At 66.0% G+C, this 17,280-nt stretch carries 16 protein-coding genes; 13 read left to right on the plus strand and 3 right to left on the minus strand.

Features of this window, described 5'->3' with window-relative positions; genetic code table 11:
* The first annotated feature begins 281 nt into the window (after positions 1–281).
* From ACF8LI_RS14655 to ACF8LI_RS14665, 3 genes are all read left to right on the plus strand, one after another.
* Positions 282–1,430 (plus strand): branched-chain amino acid ABC transporter substrate-binding protein, encoded by a 1,149-nt coding sequence (locus ACF8LI_RS14655; RefSeq protein WP_034364373.1) that lies wholly within the window; start codon positions 282–284, stop codon positions 1,428–1,430.
* A complete protein-coding gene (locus ACF8LI_RS14660) occupies positions 1,430–2,944 on the plus strand; it encodes a 4-hydroxyphenylacetate 3-hydroxylase family protein (protein ID WP_392414249.1) in 1,515 nt (504 codons plus the stop codon). Before ACF8LI_RS14655 ends, ACF8LI_RS14660 begins: the two co-directional genes overlap by 1 nt.
* Before the next feature lie 133 nt (positions 2,945–3,077).
* A complete protein-coding gene (locus tag ACF8LI_RS14665; RefSeq protein WP_034398359.1) occupies positions 3,078–4,028 on the plus strand; it encodes a LysR family transcriptional regulator in 951 nt (316 codons plus the stop codon).
* A gap of 29 nt (positions 4,029–4,057) precedes the next feature.
* On the opposite strand, the gene ACF8LI_RS14670 is transcribed toward ACF8LI_RS14665, so the two are convergent.
* A complete protein-coding gene (locus tag ACF8LI_RS14670; RefSeq protein WP_016452305.1) occupies positions 4,058–4,618 on the minus strand; it encodes a dihydrofolate reductase family protein in 561 nt (186 codons plus the stop codon).
* Between the two features lie 220 nt (positions 4,619–4,838).
* Between ACF8LI_RS14670 and ACF8LI_RS14675 the strand changes: the two genes are divergently transcribed.
* Genes ACF8LI_RS14675 through ACF8LI_RS14685 form a run of 3 tightly spaced genes read left to right on the plus strand, consistent with a single transcriptional unit; the run spans position 4,839 to position 7,327 of the window.
* Positions 4,839–5,945, plus strand: a complete 1,107-nt coding sequence (locus ACF8LI_RS14675) for an alkene reductase (RefSeq protein ID WP_392414250.1) — start codon at positions 4,839–4,841, stop codon at positions 5,943–5,945.
* 59 nt (positions 5,946–6,004) lie between these two features.
* Complete coding sequence (locus ACF8LI_RS14680) at positions 6,005–7,024, plus strand: zinc-binding alcohol dehydrogenase family protein (protein WP_016448208.1); 1,020 nt, start codon at positions 6,005–6,007, stop codon at positions 7,022–7,024.
* 3 nt (positions 7,025–7,027) lie between these two features.
* Positions 7,028–7,327, plus strand: coding sequence for a putative quinol monooxygenase (locus ACF8LI_RS14685; RefSeq protein WP_012204863.1), 300 nt, complete (start codon positions 7,028–7,030; stop codon positions 7,325–7,327).
* Positions 7,328–7,367: 40 nt separating this feature from the next.
* Here the strand turns inward: ACF8LI_RS14685 and ACF8LI_RS14690 are convergent, their stop codons facing one another.
* Entirely contained in the window at positions 7,368–8,318 is a 951-nt protein-coding gene (locus tag ACF8LI_RS14690) for a LysR family transcriptional regulator (protein ID WP_392453853.1), read from the minus strand.
* A gap of 99 nt (positions 8,319–8,417) precedes the next feature.
* Here ACF8LI_RS14690 and ACF8LI_RS14695 point away from each other — a divergent pair, with 99 nt between their 5' ends.
* Positions 8,418–9,398: a Bug family tripartite tricarboxylate transporter substrate binding protein gene (locus tag ACF8LI_RS14695; RefSeq protein WP_392414252.1), complete on the plus strand. Its 981-nt coding sequence runs from the start codon at positions 8,418–8,420 to the stop codon at positions 9,396–9,398.
* Between the two features lie 12 nt (positions 9,399–9,410).
* Positions 9,411–9,830 (plus strand): 5-carboxymethyl-2-hydroxymuconate Delta-isomerase, encoded by a 420-nt coding sequence (locus ACF8LI_RS14700; protein WP_392414253.1) that lies wholly within the window; start codon positions 9,411–9,413, stop codon positions 9,828–9,830.
* Between the two features lie 60 nt (positions 9,831–9,890).
* Here ACF8LI_RS14700 and ACF8LI_RS14705 read toward each other — a convergent pair whose 3' ends face one another.
* Positions 9,891–11,177, minus strand: coding sequence for a M16 family metallopeptidase (locus ACF8LI_RS14705; RefSeq protein ID WP_392414265.1), 1,287 nt, complete (start codon positions 11,175–11,177; stop codon positions 9,891–9,893).
* Between the two features lie 271 nt (positions 11,178–11,448).
* On the opposite strand from ACF8LI_RS14705, the gene ACF8LI_RS14710 reads away from it, so the two are divergent.
* The 5 genes from ACF8LI_RS14710 to ACF8LI_RS14730 all read left to right on the plus strand — a co-directional run bounded on the left by ACF8LI_RS14710 (position 11,449) and on the right by ACF8LI_RS14730 (position 17,275).
* Positions 11,449–11,880: a hypothetical protein gene (locus ACF8LI_RS14710; protein ID WP_392414254.1), complete on the plus strand. Its 432-nt coding sequence runs from the start codon at positions 11,449–11,451 to the stop codon at positions 11,878–11,880.
* Positions 11,881–12,277: 397 nt separating this feature from the next.
* Positions 12,278–12,607 (plus strand): 3'-5' exonuclease, encoded by a 330-nt coding sequence (locus tag ACF8LI_RS14715; protein ID WP_392414255.1) that lies wholly within the window; start codon positions 12,278–12,280, stop codon positions 12,605–12,607.
* 481 nt (positions 12,608–13,088) lie between these two features.
* Positions 13,089–14,264, plus strand: a complete 1,176-nt coding sequence (locus ACF8LI_RS14720; protein WP_392414256.1) for a hypothetical protein — start codon at positions 13,089–13,091, stop codon at positions 14,262–14,264.
* A gap of 52 nt (positions 14,265–14,316) precedes the next feature.
* Positions 14,317–16,233 carry a caspase family protein gene (locus tag ACF8LI_RS14725; protein WP_392414257.1) on the plus strand — a complete coding sequence of 639 codons (1,917 nt, stop codon included), beginning with the start codon at positions 14,317–14,319 and terminating at the stop codon, positions 16,231–16,233.
* 4 nt (positions 16,234–16,237) lie between these two features.
* Complete coding sequence (locus ACF8LI_RS14730) at positions 16,238–17,275, plus strand: AAA family ATPase (protein ID WP_392414258.1); 1,038 nt, start codon at positions 16,238–16,240, stop codon at positions 17,273–17,275.
* Positions 17,276–17,280: the final 5 nt, after the last annotated feature.

The raw sequence follows: 17,280 nt of genomic DNA on the forward strand, positions 1-17,280 counted from the left end.
TTCCTCTTGTGTCGGGTTCGGCCGGGTTGGCGGGGCTTCGCTTGTCTCCATGTCACGCAGCCATTGAAGCAAGAAACCGCGCAAAACCTGCGTCGCTTTTGCCGAGGCGCTGCTTCGGAAAACGCGATCCAGTCCCGGGCAGGTGCGGCGATACATTGATCCGGCGGCGTTGCCAGACAGCGCCGGCCAGCCCGCCATGCACCGTGGCGCCCCGCCGCCCCGGGCCCCGCCCGGGCCGCCATGGCTGCCCCTCGTCTTCACCTGAACAGGACCGACCGACCATGCAAGCCTTCACGACATCCACCGCCCTCCTGCCATCGCGCAGGCGCCTTGCCGCATCCGCCCTGGCGCTGGCCGCCGCCACGCTGGCCTGCGGCGCGGCCTGGTCCCAGTCCACCGTGAAGCTGGGCTTCATCGGCCCCGTCAGCGGCGGCAACGCACAGCAGGGCCTGGGCGCGAAGAACGGCTTCCTGCTGGCCATAGACCAGTGGAACGCCACGGCCGGCGTGCCGTTCAAGGTGGAGGGCGTGGTGCTGGACGATGCCTCCGACCCGCAGACCGGCGTGTCCGCCGCGCTCAAGCTGGTCAACGACCGCGACGTGGTGGGCGCCATAGGCCACTGGAACAGCCCCGTGGCCCTGGCCACGCTGCCGGTGTTCAACCGCGTGCAGATGCCCTTCATCGTCTGGGGCGCCATCGGCCCCAAGATCACCGACCAGAACTTCGCCAACACCACGCGCGTGACGCCCACCCTGGTCAACGAGAACAAGCCACTGGCCGCCTGGGCCGCCACGGGCCTGGGCGCAAGAAAGATCGCCATCATTGCCGACACCAGCGACTACGGGCGTGCCAACCTGGCCTCGTTCGGCAGCTTCTACAAGGCAGAAAAAGGCAGCGTGGTGGCCGAGGAAAGCTACCCCGTGGGCACCACGGATTTCCGCTCCATCCTCACCAAGATCAAGAGCCTGAACCCCGACGCGGTCTACTTCGGCGGCGTGATCACCGAGGCCGGCATCGTGCGCAAGCAGATGGCCGAGCTGGGCATGAAGCAGCCCATGCTGGGCATCAGCGGCATCTTCGATCCGCAGCTCATCCAGATCGCCGGCCCGGCCGCGGACGGCACCATCGTCGGCACGCCCAAATCGCAGACCAACCCCCGGCTGGACGCCATGAGCCGCGCCTATGCCGCCAAGGGCTATGCCGACTCCGAGAGCCCGTACACCAAGTACGCCTACGACGCCACCGGCATCCTTTTGCAATCGCTCAAGACGGCAGGCACCAAGGACCGGCAGGCCGTGGCCAAGGCCATCCGCGCCATACGCTACGACGGCGTGACCGGTACCGTGACCTTCGACGCCAACGGCCAGACGCAGGTGCCCGTGGAGCTGCAGCTGCACGAGGTCAAAGACGGCAAGTGGGCCAGCCGCTGATGATCAGGACAGGCAGCCAGTACCGCGACTCCATCCGCGATGGCCGGCGGGTCTGGATGAACGGCGAGCGCGTCAAGGATGTGACCACCCACCCCATGTTCAAGCCGCTGGTGGACATCCGCGCGCGCATGTACGACCTGCAGCACGAGGCCGCGCTGCGCGACGCGCTCACCTACGACGAAGGCGACGGCGAGCGCCACCCCATCGCCCACAAGCTGCCGCTGACGCGCCAGGACTGGTGGGACAAGCGCCGCGCCACCGACCTGCTGCTGGAGGACATGGGCGGCGTGGTCATGCGCGTGGGCGACGAGAGCGTGGGCGAGATGTGGTCGCTGTTCGATGGCCAGGACGTGCTCAACGAGCTGGACCCGCGCTTTTCCGCCAACATCCGCACCCACATCCGCCGCGTGGTGCGTGGCGACCTGTTCCACGTATCGGCCAACACCGACCCCAAGGGCGACCGCTCGCGCCTGCCGCAGGACCAGGACCCCGACGTGCTGCTGCATGTGGTCAAGGAGACCGATGCAGGCGTCATCGTGCGCGGCGCCAAGTACGAGACCGCTGCCGCCTATGCCAACCAGGCCTTCACCAAGCCGGGGCTGGCGCACTGGGGCGACGCGGCGCAGTCCGAATACGCCATAGGCTTCATCTGCGACCTGGGCGCGCCCGGCCTGCGCTTCATCTGCCGCCCGGGCCTGGCCGCCCGCGCATCGGCCCAGGACCATCCGTTGAGCCATCGCTTCGACGAAGTGGACGCCATCGTGGTCTTCGACGACGTGCTGGTTCCCTGGGAGAACGTGCTGTTCTACCGCCACACCCGGGCCGCCCATTTCCTGCGCGAGACGCTGCACCGCTACTCGGCCTTCACCTTCCTGCAGCGTAGCCTCAAGCTGGCCGACATGCTGATAGGCACGGCCCTGCACAACGCGCGCCAGACCGGCGTGGAGAAGCTGCAGGCCGTGCAGGACAGGCTGGCCGGCCTGGCCTGCTACCGCGAAGGCATCAACGCCCACCTCACGGCCGCCATCGCACTGGCCGAGCGCAGCCCGGCCGGGCTGATGATGCCCAACCAGTCGCTGCTGTTCACGGGACGGTCTCTGGCCACCAGCCAGCTGCACCACATGATGAACACCGTGCGCGAGCTGTGCGGCGGCCAGGTCTGCCTGACGCCGGACCACGCCAGCTTCGAGAACGAGGACACCGGCCCCTGGCTGCGCAAGTTCTACACCCTCGGCCAGCAGTGGCAGGCCGACGACCGCCGCAAGCTGCTGGCCTATGCGCGCGACCTGCTCGACTCGGACCACGCCGGCCACCGGCTCAGCTTCCAGCTGTTTGCGCAATGCCCGCCCTACGCCCAGACGGCGGCCGTGTACCGGCACTTCAACTGGGATGCGCCGCTGGACTTCGTGGGCAAGTCCGCCGGCCTGACGGACCGCGTGAAGGCCACGCAGGCGCCGGCCCAGGGCGACGGTGCGGTGGCGCAATGGTTTCGCAATCACAACGCCAGCGACTGAAGGCTGCCGGGGCCCGACCGCCGCACAATGCAGGCGCCTTGCGGGAAGGGCCTCTTGCAGCGCGGTCCGCCGCTTGGTCAACTACGCGGCGGATCACCCTGGCCGCCCTCCCCCTCTCCACCTCTTGCACACCGTGCTGACACGACTGACCTTCAGACAATTGGAATACTGCGTGGCAGCGGGCGAATTCGGCAGCATTGCCGAGGCCGCCAACCGCATCCACGTCTCGCCCTCGTCCATCTCATCGGCCATCACCCAGGTGGAGGCCGAGCTGCAGGTGCCGCTGTTCGTGCGCCACCATGCGCAAGGCCTGTCCGTCACGCCCGCAGGCGCCGAAGTCCTGCGGGAGATCCGCGGCCTGCTCGACCAGGCCATGGCCTTGTACGACGTGGCCAGCAGCGCGCAAAGCCAGGTGCGCGGCCCCGTGCGCGTGGGCTGCTTCACCACGCTGGCGGCCATGGTCGCCCCCGAGCTGTGCCAGGGATTCGCGCGCGCCCACCCCAAGGCCACGGTCACGCAGATCGAGGACCACCAGGAAGGCCTGATCCACAAGCTGCGCACCGCGCAGATCGATGTCGCCATCACCTACGACCTGCTGGTGGCCGAATCGGACATCTGCTTCGAGCCCCTGGCCCAGCTGCCGCCCATGGTCATCGTCAGCGAACTCAATCCGCTGGCCAACCACCGCTCCACCACGCTGGAGGCGCTGGCCCAGCTGCCCATGGTCCTGCTGGACCTGCCCCTGAGCCGCGAGTACTTCATGTCGCTGTTCCGCGAAGCCGGCGTCTCGCCCCTGATCGCGGCCCGCAGCGCCAGCCCCGACGTGGTGCGCTCCCTGGTGGCCAACGACGTGGGCTACTCCCTGGTCAACGTGCGCCCGCGCAACTCCCATGCGCTGGACGGCAAGAAGATCGTCAACCTGCACCTGAACGGCAACCACCGCCCCATGAAACTGGGCCTGGCCTGGGCCCGCGAACAAAAGCCCCGCCACGTGGTGGAAGCCTTCATGCACCGCTGTCGCAGCTTCATCTCCAATGAATACATTCCGGGGATGACGGCGCCTGGGCGCGGGGAGGCGAACTGAGCGGCGCGCAGACCGAATCAGGGAGCCCGTCAGGCCGTGCTCTTGCGCACCTCGTAATGCAGCACCGCCATGCCCTCGCCAATCTGCCGCACAGATAACAAACGCAGCACCGGATGCAGCACCCGGCGCGGAAACAGCGGCTTGCCCCGGCCCAGCGTGGCCGAGCCCACGCTCAGGATCATCTCGTCCAGCAGGCCCGCGTCATAAAACTGGCCTGCCAGGTCTCCGCCTCCCATGATCCAGAGGTTGCGCCCGCCGGCCGCCGCCTGCATCTGCGCATGCACGGCACGCACATCACCGCTGACAAACCGGACATCGGCACCCGGAATACCAGGCAGCGCACGGCTGGAAAACACCCAGGCAGGCTGCGTATAGGGCCACGCCGCCCCGGTCTCCTGCGCCACCGTCTCCGCGTGGCGCAGCATCCATTCGTAGGTGGCGGACCCCATGGCCAGCGCGCCCACGCCGGCAATGAACTCCGGGTAGCCCGTGGCCTGCATGTCGCCCAGCGGGAACAGCCAGTCCAGGGAGTCGTCCTCGGTGGCCAGGAATCCGTCGAGTGAGGTGGCGGCGAAGTACTGGGTTTTCATGGGGGAGATGGTAGCCAGGCAGGCGGGGCAAGGCCATCCGCCCGGGTGTTGTGCGGGCCGGGCCCTGACCTCATCGTCAAATTTCTTTTGAAACCGCCTTCAGTCCTGCGGGTCTTTTTCAATTGAAACACCCAGGTCAACATCGCTCCATGCCCAGACGACTTGCGAACCGGATTTCCGCCACCGCCCCAACACCTGTACAGCTCCGCCAAAGAACCGCATGACCACCGCCTCCACGCCCCTGTTTAGCCCCCTGCAGCTCGGCCCGCTCAGCCTGCCCAACCGCATGGTGATGGCCCCCATGACGCGCAGCCGCACCAGCCAGCCAGGCGACGTGCCCAATGCATTGATGGCCACCTACTACGCACAACGCGCCAGCGCCGGCCTGATCATCTCGGAAGCCACCCAGATCTCCCGCCAGGGCCAAGGCTACAGCTTCACCCCCGGCATCTATTCAGAGGCGCAGGTGGACGGTTGGCGCCGCGTCACGGACGCGGTGCACGCCGCCGGCGGGCGCATGGTGCTGCAGCTGTGGCACGTTGGCCGCATGTCGCATGCCAGCTTTCACGCCGATGGCCTGCCGGTCGCGCCTTCGGCGCTGTCGCCCCAAGCGCAGGTCTGGGTGGTCGGCGACGACGGTGTCGGCCGCATGGTCGACTGCCCCGTACCGCGCGCACTGAGCGCACAGGACATCCAGGACGTGATCGGCGACTTCCGCAGGGGCGCGGCCAATGCGATGCGTGCCGGTTTCGATGGCGTGGAAATCCACGGCGGCAACGGCTACCTGATCGATCAGTTCCTGCGCACCACCTCCAACCACCGCACCGACGCCTACGGCGGCGGCATCGCCCAGCGCACGCGCTTCGCCGAAGAGGTCGCGGCCGCCGTGGCGGGCGAGGTCGGGGCCGAGCGCACCGGCATTCGCCTGGCGCCCTTCATCACGCAGCGCAACATGAACTGCCCGCAGATCATCGAGACCATCCTGCATCTGGCCAGCAAGCTCGACGAGATCGGCCTGGCCTACATCCACCTGTCCGAAGCCGATTGGGACGATGCGCCCGAGATTCCGCAGGACTTCCGCCACGCGCTGCGCCGCGCCTACCAGGGCAAGGTGATCGTTGCGGGCAAGTACGACGCGGAGCGCGCCCAAGCCATCCTGCACGAGGGCCTGGCAGACCTCGTCGCCTTCGGCCGCCCCTTCATTGCCAACCCGGACCTGCCGGCGCGCTACGCCGCCCAGGCGCCGCTGGCCGCATTCGATCCGAAGGCCCTGTTTGGCGGCGACGCGCGCGGCTACTCGGACTACGCAGCCCTGGCCACTGCCTGAAACCCTCCTTGCTCTCCCTCCTTGCTATCCCCTCTTCCTCAACCTTTGAAAGCACGACCATGAAAGCCGTTGGATACCAGAAGCCCCAGGCCATCAGCCAACCCGAATCGCTGATCGACATCACCCTGCCCGATCCCGTGGCCACCGGCCGCGACCTGCTGGTCGAAGTCAGGGCCGTGTCCGTCAATCCGGTGGACACCAAGGTGCGCGCCAGCGGCGCGCCCGCCGAGGGGCAAACGCACAAGGTGCTGGGCTGGGATGCCAGCGGCATCGTCAAGGCCGTGGGCCCCGAAGTCACGCTGTTCAAGCCGGGCGACCGCGTCTGGTACGCCGGCTCCATTGCGCGCCCTGGCACGAACAGCGAACTGCACCTGGTGGACGAGCGCATCGTGGGCCACGCGCCCAGGTCGCTGGACTTTGCACAGGCGGCGGCCCTGCCCCTGACCGCCATCACCGCATGGGAGATGCTGTTCGACCGCCTGGGCATCGCGCCGGGCAAGCACCCCAGCCACAAGACACTGCTCATCATCGGCGCCTCCGGCGGCGTGGGCTCCATCCTCACGCAGCTGGCCACGCGGCTGACCAGCCTTACCGTCATCGGCACCGCATCGCGGCCCGAGACGCAGGCCTGGGTCAAGGAGCTCGGCGCCCACCACGTGATCGATCACAGCCAGCCGATTGCCGACGAACTCAAGCGCATCGGCTTTCCCACGGTGGACCTCATCGTGAGCCTCACGCAGACGGACCTGCACTTCGCACAGATCGTCGAGGCGATCGCGCCCCAGGGAAAATTCGGCCTGATCGACGATCCCGCGTCGCTGGACATCACCAAACTCAAGCGCAAGTCGGTGTCGGTGCACTGGGAATTGATGTTCACCCGCGCCCTGTTCGGCACCGACGACATGATCGGCCAGCACCGCCTGCTCAACGAGGTTGCCGCACTGGTCGATGCCGGCCTGATCCGCACCACGCTGGCCGAGCGCTTCGGCAGCATCAACGCCGACAACCTCAAGCGCGCCCATGCCCTGATCGAGTCGGGCAAGGCGCGCGGCAAGGTGGTGCTGGAGAACTGGGGCTGAGCCATGAAGACAGAGACCATTTTCAACCTGGCCATCCTTGAAGCGAAGGCCGGCCAGCAAGACCAGCTGCGCGACGCCCTGCGCGCGCTGGTGCCATTCACCCGGCAAGAAGCCGGATGCCTGGACTACACGCTGTTCGAGCTGGCGGACACCCCCGGCACCTTCTACATGCGGGAGTCATTCAGGGACCAGGCAGCGCTGGATGCGCACTTCAGCATGCCGTACTTCAAGGCGTTCGAGAAACGCTTCGACGAACTGCTGGCACGCCCCCTGCAACTGGTGGGCTTGAAGGAAGTGCCCTGACGGGCGGTACGGGCCTGGGCGGAACGGACCCGGCCGACGACTAGCGCGCGGCTGCAACGCGCCGCCCCCACGCTGGCGGCAGCGTGGGGGTTGCCGCCGACAGCTCGTCCCATACGTACTGGGCGGCAAAGCCGTGGTGACGGCTGCGTGAGCGCACCAGGCAGGCTTGCCGGCCCAGATTTCTTTCGGCCAACGGGACTGCGTCCTGCACGTCCAGGCTTATTGCCGCGGCACCGTTGAGCAGCGCGACCATGCCGTTTTCACGGGCGGCATGCACCAGGTCCTCCAGCGTATCGGACTCCAGATGCACGCCCGGCTTCAGCCCCTGCGCCGCAAAGGCGTTGTCGAGCTGGCGCCGCATGGCGTATTCGCTTGGCAGCAAGGCCAGGGGGTGGTTCGCGACCTCGCTGAGCTCCAGCAGGCGTCGCCGCCGCCGGGGCTTCAATCCCACGGCCACCACCGGCTCGTCGAAGCAGGCCAGGATCTCCAGATCGGCATGCGGCTCCGGGTCGAAGCTGACGGCGAGATCGAAATCGCCACGCAACACGCCCTCCACCAAGGCCTGTGCGGTGCGCCTGCGCAGTGCGATCGCCAGCTGCGGCCACTGCGCCTGGGCCGTGCGCACGACGGGCAGTACCCAGCATCCCGCGTAGGACTGCACCAGGCCGATGCGCACCAGGCCCGCCACGGTGCTCGCACGCTCCTGCACGTCGCGCAGCGCCGCCTGCAGCTCCCTGAGGCAGGCCGACACCCGGCGGTCGAGCTCATGTCCGGAGGCCGTGGCTACGGCGCGCCCGCTCGCACGGTCGAACAGCTGCACGTCCAGGGTCGATTCCAGCAAGGCGATCTGCTCCGACAGCGCCGCCTGCGAGATCGAGGCATCGCGTGATGCCGCACTGAAGCTGTGCGCCCGCATCGCCGACACGAAGTAGCGCAACTGGCGCAATGAGACGAGATCGAGGAGGTCGCGGCTGCGTGCGGACATGGCCATCGGATTATCCGATAGGCGCGGCCAGAAAATGCGAATTGCGAAGAAACAAGGGCCTGCCGACACTACGGCCACGAGACAACTCTGGTCACGAGAGCACCGATGAAACGACGCAACTTCCTTCAGTACGCCAGCACGGCGACAGCCATTTCAGCCATGGGCGCAAGCCCCTCGGCGCGCGCACAGGCATTCCCTTCCAAGCCCATCCGCATCATCTGCCCCTATCCGGCAGGTGCGACCACCGATGCCGTCTCCCGCCTGATGGCGAATGCCTTGCAGACGGACAGCGGCAGCACGGTGATCGTCGACAACCGCAGCGGTGCGGGCGGCAACATCGGCACGGAGGCGGCAGCACGCGCCGAGGCCGACGGCTACACGCTGCTGCTGGGCGCACTCGGCCCCATGGCCGCGAACCCGGCGCTGTACTCCAGGCTCAACTTCGATCCGGCCAAGGACTTCACACCGCTGGCATGGGCCGCCTCGGTGCCGTTGATCTGGGCCGTGCATCCCTCCTTCCCGGCGACCACGGCCAAGGAGGCGCTCGAATGGCTGCGCAAGAACCCGGGCAAGTTCTCCTACGCATCCGCCGGCAACGGCACGCCGCAGCACCTGGCGGGAGAACTCGTCAAGCGCCAGACCGGCACCTCGATCCTGCACATTCCCTACCGCGGCTCCGCGCCTGCACTCAACGACGTGCTGGGCGGCACGGTGCAGATGGTGTTCGAAGCCACGCCGGCCATCCTGCAGCATGTGCAAAGCGGGCGCCTGAAGGCGCTGGCGGTGACGTCCGCCAGGCGCATTCCCGCGCTGCCCGGCGTGCCCACGCTCAAGGAATCGGGCGTGGACGCCGAGATCAGCGGCTGGTACGGCTTCCTCGCGCCCGCCGCGACCCCGGCCGACCGCAAGGCCTGGCTGGTCAAGCACATGGGCGCGGCGCTGGCGGCCAAGGCCACGCAGGACAGGCTGGCTGAGCTCGGCTCGGTGCCCATCGACAACTCGCCCCAGGCATTCGCACGCCTGCTGGACAGCGAGCGGGCACGCTGGCAGACGCTGATCCGCGAAGTCGGCATCAAGCTCGACTGAAGGCGCCGCCCCATGCCGCACATCGCCATCGAGGTATCGCCATCCTTGCTCCCGTCGATCCAGTGGGAGCCGGTCCTGCACGCCATGCACCTTGCGCTGGCCGAGCGCGGATGGGCACGGCTCGCGGACCTGAAGTCGCGCGTGGCCCCCATCGCCGTCGGACTGTGCGGCGAGGACCCCCACGCGCAGCAACTGATCGCCACCCTGACGCTGACCAACCCGCGCCCGCCGCAGATGTGCTCGGCCATGGCCGAGGTCGTGCTCGGGCATCTCTCGCGTGCGATCGGTGCGATCGGTGCGATCGGCCCAATCGACGCGCACCCGGAGTCAGCGGCGTGGGTGCAGTGCTGCGTGTTCCTGCAGGAGCACCCGAAGTCGCACTACCTCAAGCGGCAATGGAACGCTCCGCCGCCCGTTCCCTCAACTCCATGACAACGGGAAAAGCGCCATGTGTTGCGGTTGGCGGTTGGCCGCTGATCGCGCGCTGCCGGCTCAGCCCGCCAGGCCTGCGGCCAGCTGCCGCACGGTCCGGGCACTGGCGCCCTTGCCGGTGATGGCCACCGCTGGGGGATGGGCCAGCATGCGCTCGAAGACCTTGCGCACTTCCTCGGCACCGATGCCATCGATCATCGCCAGCGTTTCGGCCACGGACGTCACGCTGCCATGGGCAAAGAGGTCCTCGACAGCCCGCTCCATGGTGGCGTAGGTCCGCTCGCCCGCGCGCACCCGCGAGACCGCCAGCTGGTTCTTGGCCCGTTCCAGATGCACGGGGTCGATGCCGGCAGCCTGGGCGCGCAGCAGGCCGCCTGTCGCTGCCACCAGCGCTTCGAGCTTGTCCGGGGTGGTGACGGCATGCACGATGAAGTTGGCCCAGACGTCACCGCCCTCCATCGCCGCATAGGCCGTATAGGCCAGTCCGAGCCGTTCACGCACGGTATCGACCAGGGGCGACGACATCCCCTCGCCCAGCAGATGGGCCGCCAGCGAGGCCACGAGACGCGCACGCTGCGGGTGCTCGCCCTGCAGCTGCTCGAACACCAGGGGATAGGCCAGGTTCACGAACACCTGGGACACCTGCGTGAAGCGTTGCGCCAGGGCCTGCCCCACATACTTTGCGGGCTGAGGGGGCAGCGCCACAGCGGGATCGGCCGACGCAGGCATGCCGGCGAACAGCTGCGCCGCCTGCTCCAGCCAGGCCGGCACATCGAAGTTTCCGGCCGCGACGACGACGGTCTTTTCTCCCACGTAATGGGTTTGCACATGGCGCACCAGATCCTGCCGCGTGAAGCCTTCGATATTGGCCACCGTGCCGATCACCGGCATGCCCATGGGGTCGTCGCCCCAGATGGCGCGGTCCAGCAGATCGCCGGCGCTGTCCTCCGGGTCCTCTTCGTACTCGATGGCCTCCTGCCGGATCACCTGCAGCTCCCTTTGCAGTTCATGCTCGGGAAACACGCTGTTCAGCACGATGTCCGCAATCATTCCCAGCAAGGCCTGCGCATGCCAGCCCAGGCCGGTCATGAAATAGCCGGTGATGTCCTTGCCGGTGAAGGCGTTGACCTCCGCGCCCAGCCGCTCCGCATCCAGGTTGATCTCCTGAACGGAACGCGTGTGCGTGCCCTTGAACGCCATGTGTTCCAGCACATGGCTGATGCCGTTGCTGGTGGAGGTCTCGTCGCGGGAGCCCACGCGCAGGAACACGCCCACGCTGACGCTCTGCAAGTGCGGCATGGGCAGCGCCAGCAGCCGGACCCCATTCGCGAGAGTGCGCAAGGCCATGGCAGGCCGCTCCAGTTCGGTTGCCGCCAGGGGCTTTTCTTGAATCATGGGCTATTGTCGTCGCGCTCCAGAGGATGCGCAGGGCAGCCCTCTTCAGCCCTCTTTCATGTGCCTGTGATCAAAGCTGCGGGGAGCTCTGGCCGCAACCCATGCCCCACCAGCAGACAGCAAGGCGGACAAGGTCTGGGGACCCTGCGCGTTACCCCTCAAACTAGCTGGATCTCTGTCGCGAGGCACGATGGAACCATTTCTCATTTCCATACAAACAAACATGCTGACCATTGATTTCGATGATTTCAAATTCGATATCGTGCCGACTTCTCGTTCCATCGAGGAAGATGGCGTCCCTTATAGGGACTGGTTGACCCTCAATGTAAAAATCACGGACGGTAATTTTTCGGGCAGTGTTCAGTGGTTGACAATGCCAGCAGAAATCAAAAAATTCCAGCAAGACCTTTCACAGGCCTATGAATCATTGGTAGCGGGTAATTTTGATATTGAACCTGTCCAACTCTCGGGGATCGAGCCTCAATTTCTGCTTGTCATCAGGGTAGCAAACGCATGGGGCCATCTGTTCGCCCAATACACCATGAAGGGCTCCCGGGACGGCCCCGAGCTCAAAGGCTCGTTCGGATTGGAGCAGAGCTTTCTTCCCGAATGGATTCGTGATCTGGATGAATTGCTGGAATTCCGCGGCCATTAAGAGCCGATAGCACAATTTACCCAGAGCTCAGCACAAGCTCAAAAATTTCATGCATTTGGGCCCAGATAATTCCAGCCTTGCCAAAGTCAGAAACAAAAAAGCCCGCAGTGCCGCGGGCTTGAGGTGGAAGTACGGCCGGACGACCCCGGCCGTTTCCTATTGCGCAATCATTCCCACTCCATCATCAACAGGGTCTCCAAAACCGCATGGTTAAAGGACTTGGGGGTGATCAACATGGGTCTTTACCGTCGTTTTTACCGTTAGAAGCGCAGATCTTTTGCTGGCGCGGGAGATTGAGCGATTCTTGAGCGAGCTACGTTTTCGACGTCATCATCAATCACGTAGGAGGATACCTGAAGACGGCCCCGTTCCCAACGCATCAAGGAACGTGGGCTGGATGCGCTCAGCGACGGGCAGCAGTCCCTCTTCTAATTGGTTCGCGGCGCTCGACGCCTACAAAGGCATCAACGCGCTACCGCTCATGACCTTACACAAGAGCAAGGGGCTGGAATACCACACGGTGATCTTCGTCGAACTGGACGATTCGGCCTGGTGGAGCTACGCCAAGGACACAGCCGATGCAACCGCCGGCTTCTTCGTGACATTCACGCGCGCTAAGCAACGCGTCGTCTTCACGTACACGGCGGAGCGGGGATCGCGAACCAGCATCCCGCCGCTCTACAAGCTCCTGGCCTCGGCGGGTGTTCAAACCCTGAACGGTGACTGATGTCAAGTTGGACCACCACCCCAGACGCCACCCACCCCGGACGTGGCCGCTCTGGGTGGCTTCGCTACGCACTGCGCATTCCCAGGCTCGCCAGCCCCCCGAGTGCGCTGGTCCGTAAAGGCTCATTCTGGCGATGTCGCCTGACCCATCGTACAGCATGAAGAACGATAACAATCCCACCTTCACGGATGCCGCGACGACCCCTGACTGTTGGATTCCACTGAGATCTGACACACGTCTTCTTTTTTTCGGCGGGTCTTGTAGTAGTCCATCTTGACGGGGGAATGGCCTCGCCGTAGCCCGAGACTTTGAGCAATCTTCAGCCATGTTTTTCGAGGGCACGGTCAGTCGTCCAATGTCGTCAGTTCGGCCATGGTGGGCTGCGCCACCAGTTGACCTGCGTCGCCTGCCAGGCCATGAGTCAAACGGGGCTTGTCCATCCCTGTGATCTATGCAACCATAGATTGGAGGGAGATAGCGAATGGTCAAGACCGTATTGTTCGTCCATGGGACGGGAGTTCGAAAGGCATCCTACGAATCGAGCGCCGCGCGCATCGCCGAAGGGCTGCGCAATGTCGCACCCGCGGTCAGGCTCGAATCGTGTCTGTGGGGCGACACGCACGGTGCGAGGTTAGCACTCGGCGGCGCTTCGATTCCCGAGTTTTCGCTCGCACCGGTCGCAGGCGCGAGTGCGGACCAGGTGGTCGCGCTGTGGGAGCTGCTGGCTCGCGATCCCTTCTTTGAGTTGCGAGAGCTGACCGCGTCCGTTGCCCGGGGCCTGGAACCGCCGGCCGAGAAGGAACGCAAGGCGGCATTGCTGACGGCCCTCGGTACGCTGGCCGATGATGCCGGCGTGCTCGATGCGCTAAAGGGCCGTGCGCTTGTCGTCCAGTGGCGCGAGTCTGTGGCGGCAGTCGTCGAAGCCGATGCACGCAAGGAAGCCATGGCTGCGGCGGCCAGGGTCGACACGACGCTACGACTGGCCCTGTCGCGCGCGTTGGTGGCCGAGTTGCAGCAGCGCCTGATGGACGACAACGTCGCCGTGCTGCCGGTCGAACTGCGTGACAGCCTCGTCGAGCAATGCCTAGACCGGCTAGGTGGCCGCGATCTGGGCGGCGTCAGGGATTGGGTCGCCAGCAAGCTCATCGGACTCGGCCTGCGCTGGACCACTGCGAAGGCAAGGCGCGAGCGCGACGCCCTGTTCACTATGGCCTCGCCCACCGCAGGCGACGTCATGCTGTACCAAGCACGCGGTGCTGAGATCCGGGAATTCATCGCGAAGCGCATCGGCGACTGCGGCGACGACGTCGCCGTGCTCGCGCATAGCCTCGGTGGCATCGCATGCGTTGACCTGCTGGTCGAGCGGCATATGCCGCAGGTGAAGCTGCTAGTCACCGCCGGCTCTCAGGCGCCCTTCATGTACGAGATCGGGGCCTTGTGCAGTCTGCGCTTCGGCCAGCCGCTGCCGGCGCATTTTCCTGCTCGCTGGCTTAACTTCTACGACTGTAACGATCTGCTGAGCTACACGGCGTCGAAAGTCTTCGTCGGTCGCGCGACCGACCATGAGGTCGTGAGCGGCCAGCCATTCCCGCAGTCGCACAGCGCGTACTGGGATGCGCCGACGCTGTGGCAGAAGCTAGCCCCGCAGCTCCAATGACTCCCGCTCCTGCGGGAGCCTCCACCGCCATGCGAAACACGGAGTTCGCCGTATGACTGTGGCATTGCCCCCCCCCGCCGAAACTCGGGCCATCGTCGTCGGCATTGAGCGCTATCCGGGCCTCGGTTCGAGCTTCGACACGCCTGGCGCCGCGGCCGGCGCGCTGGCCTTTTCGCGCTGGCTGGTAAACGAACGCAAGGTGCTACCGACGGCGATCGAGTTGTGGCTGTCGATGCGCGACGGCTCGCTCGCGCGCACCGCAAGCGACGCCGCCGGGCTCACGAATACGGTAGCCCGCGACTTCGTTTGGTCCGATTTCCGTGACCACATGGCAGAGCCTCGCGAAGCGCAGGCCAACGGTACTTTCCTCATCGTCTATTTCTGTGGCCACGGCGTGGTCTCGGGTTCGCGCGGGGACCAGCTTCTGGTGCTGCCTGAAGCCACGGAAAAGCAGTTTCGCTGCTTTGAGACGAACAACTGGCGCGAGCTCTTCCGAGGGTCGGGCTGGGAGCGCTTCGGCCATCAGCTCTGGATCGTCGATGCCTGCCGCAACCAGTGGGGCGATGCGATGAAGCCGGTTACGGACGTATGGCACCCAGGTGCACCCCATGCGATCCGTCAATGCGCGATGTTCGCATGCGCGAGTGGCGGCGCAGCCGCGATCGATTCGGTGCAGGGCCCGCGCTTCACCCGCGAGCTGCTAGCGGCCATGACGCCCGGGCCGGTCGAGGGCCAGGACTGGCCCGCTTTCGACGAGGCGCTCAAGGACACGGCGGCTCGGCTTCGAGCCGACTCCAAGGCGACGCAGAGCCCGATGCTCTCGATCGGAGAGGACTGGTTCGGCCACCCGATCATCGGCCCTGGCCTGGCGGGCGAGCAACTGCAAGCAGTGTTGGCCCGCATCAACTGGCCGTTTGACAAGTTCAAGCCCTACCTGATGCGGGCCGCGGCGTCGGCGCATGGCGGCTTCGCGATGGCCGATGACCTCGATGTCGCTGTCGAGCGGCTCCATGCGCTAGCGCCGGTCGGCGGCGTATCGCCGTTGCTGGATTTCGCCGAGCGGGTTGGGCGTGCCGCGCCCTCGCCTGCGTTGCTGGCCTGGGTGCAGGCCCGCCTGTCGCCCCATCAGCGCGCCGAGCTGGATGCACGCCTCGCAGCCGACATCGGCAGCGCACGGCTCGCGCTCTGGTATCGAGACGACGGTGCCAGGCCCTGCATAGAGGGCGAGCTCGATGTCCTCGATGCAGGCAGCGGCGTGCGCGCCTGGCCTCGGGCCGCCGCGAAGCCGGTCGACCCCGAGGCCTTGGCCGCGACGATCGGCGAATGGATGCAGGATGTCTATGCGCATTTTGGCGGCCTCCCGGTCGACTTGGTGGTGGACCTGTACCTGCCGCGTGACTTGCTGACGACCGTGGCCTTCGACACGGCCACCGTGCCGCTGGCGGGTGGCGACGAGGTGAGGCTCGGGGAGGACCATGCAGCACTGCTGCGCTGCACCGACCGCTATAAGGGGCCTACCAAACTATCGCGCTGGCGCAAGAATGCGCCGAGGATCTTGGCCAGGCTCGGCAGCGGTGCGTCCGCACCGCTGCACTGGGCCGTGCCCGGCGAAGCGGCGACCGGATTGCGCAGCGCATTCGTTGTCGACGCATCAGATGCGCCGGTCTGGCTCGGCATCGATCCGGTAGCGTGTGGCGGCGAGGCGCCGCTCGACGTGGCCCTTGCCGAAGGGCTCCCCGCCGTCGTCTGGCTCCACGCCGCCAGCGCTGTCGCCGCTGTCGCCGCTGTCGATGCGCTGCGCACAGGCTTGCAGCAGTTGCTGGCCTCGCAGCTCGAGGACCTTCCCGGTCGTCTGGTCGACTGGCGTTCGGACCAGCCCGGCGACACCGGCAAGACGGTTTCGCTGCTGCTGGACGACCCCGCGCGTATGCCGGCGATATGGACATCATGGACTCAACCCGGAGGATGAACGCATGGCCAAGAAAGAGGACTGGAGGATCTTTAAAGGGACACGCCGGCCCCACGACGGCTTGGCGCGACTACCTTCTCCACCGCCATGGCGACCGCGCCGTAGCGTAGTGAAGCAGGAGCGCACGTGGCCACTGGGCACCAAGGACGACCTCCTGCTGCCGCCCGCGGCGCTGCAGCGCGGACGCGTTTTCCACGCCACTGAGCACATCGTCGACATGGTCAACGCGGCCTTATACCTACGGCGCCCACTGCTTGTCACTGGGCCGCCGGGCAGCGGCAAGTCGTCGCTGATCGACGCGGTCGCGTACGAACTGCGCATGGGGCCGCCGTTGCGCTGGTCAGTGACCTCGCGCAGCACCTTGCGCGATGCACTCTACCAGTACGACGCCATCGGGCGATTGCAGCAGCAGGAAGCCGGCGTGCAGAGCGGCATCGGCGACTTCATCACGCTCGGCGCTCTGGGCACCGCACTGCTGCCGACATCGAGGCCGCGCGCGCTGCTTATCGACGAAATCGACAAGAGCGACATCGACCTGCCGAACGATCTGCTTAACGTATTCGAGGAAGGCGAATTCGAGATCCCCGAACTGCGCCGGCTTGGCGCTGGACTGACTTCGGAGATCTTCACTTCCGACCCGTGCCAGCCACGCGCGAGGGTTGAGGGCGGGGTGATATCGGGCTGCGAGTTTCCGCTGATGATCCTTACAAGCAATGGGGAGAGGGAATTTCCCGCCCCATTCCTTCGTCGCTGTCTGCGGCTTCGCATGCCGAACCCGACCGGCATGCTGCCCGAAGATGACAATCAAGACTGGAAGCGCCTGGACGCCATCGTCGACTTGCATTTCTCCACCGATGAGCGAGCGAAGGCCGAAGCCATCATCGGAAGTTTCAAGACGCTGGCCACCCAGAAGCGCGAGGTTGCCACCGATCAGTTGCTCAACGCGATCTACTTCGTGATGAGCTCGCAGGTGGGGCCGGGCAAGCAGCGCGATGAGGTGGTTGCCGAGTTGATGCGCGAACTGGTCGTCGCTGGAAGTTAGGGCTT

Origin of the sequence: Delftia sp. WSY_12 (genome assembly GCF_043104645.1) — a bacterium.
GTDB classification, from domain to species: Bacteria; Pseudomonadota; Gammaproteobacteria; order Burkholderiales; family Burkholderiaceae_C; genus Comamonas; species Comamonas tsuruhatensis.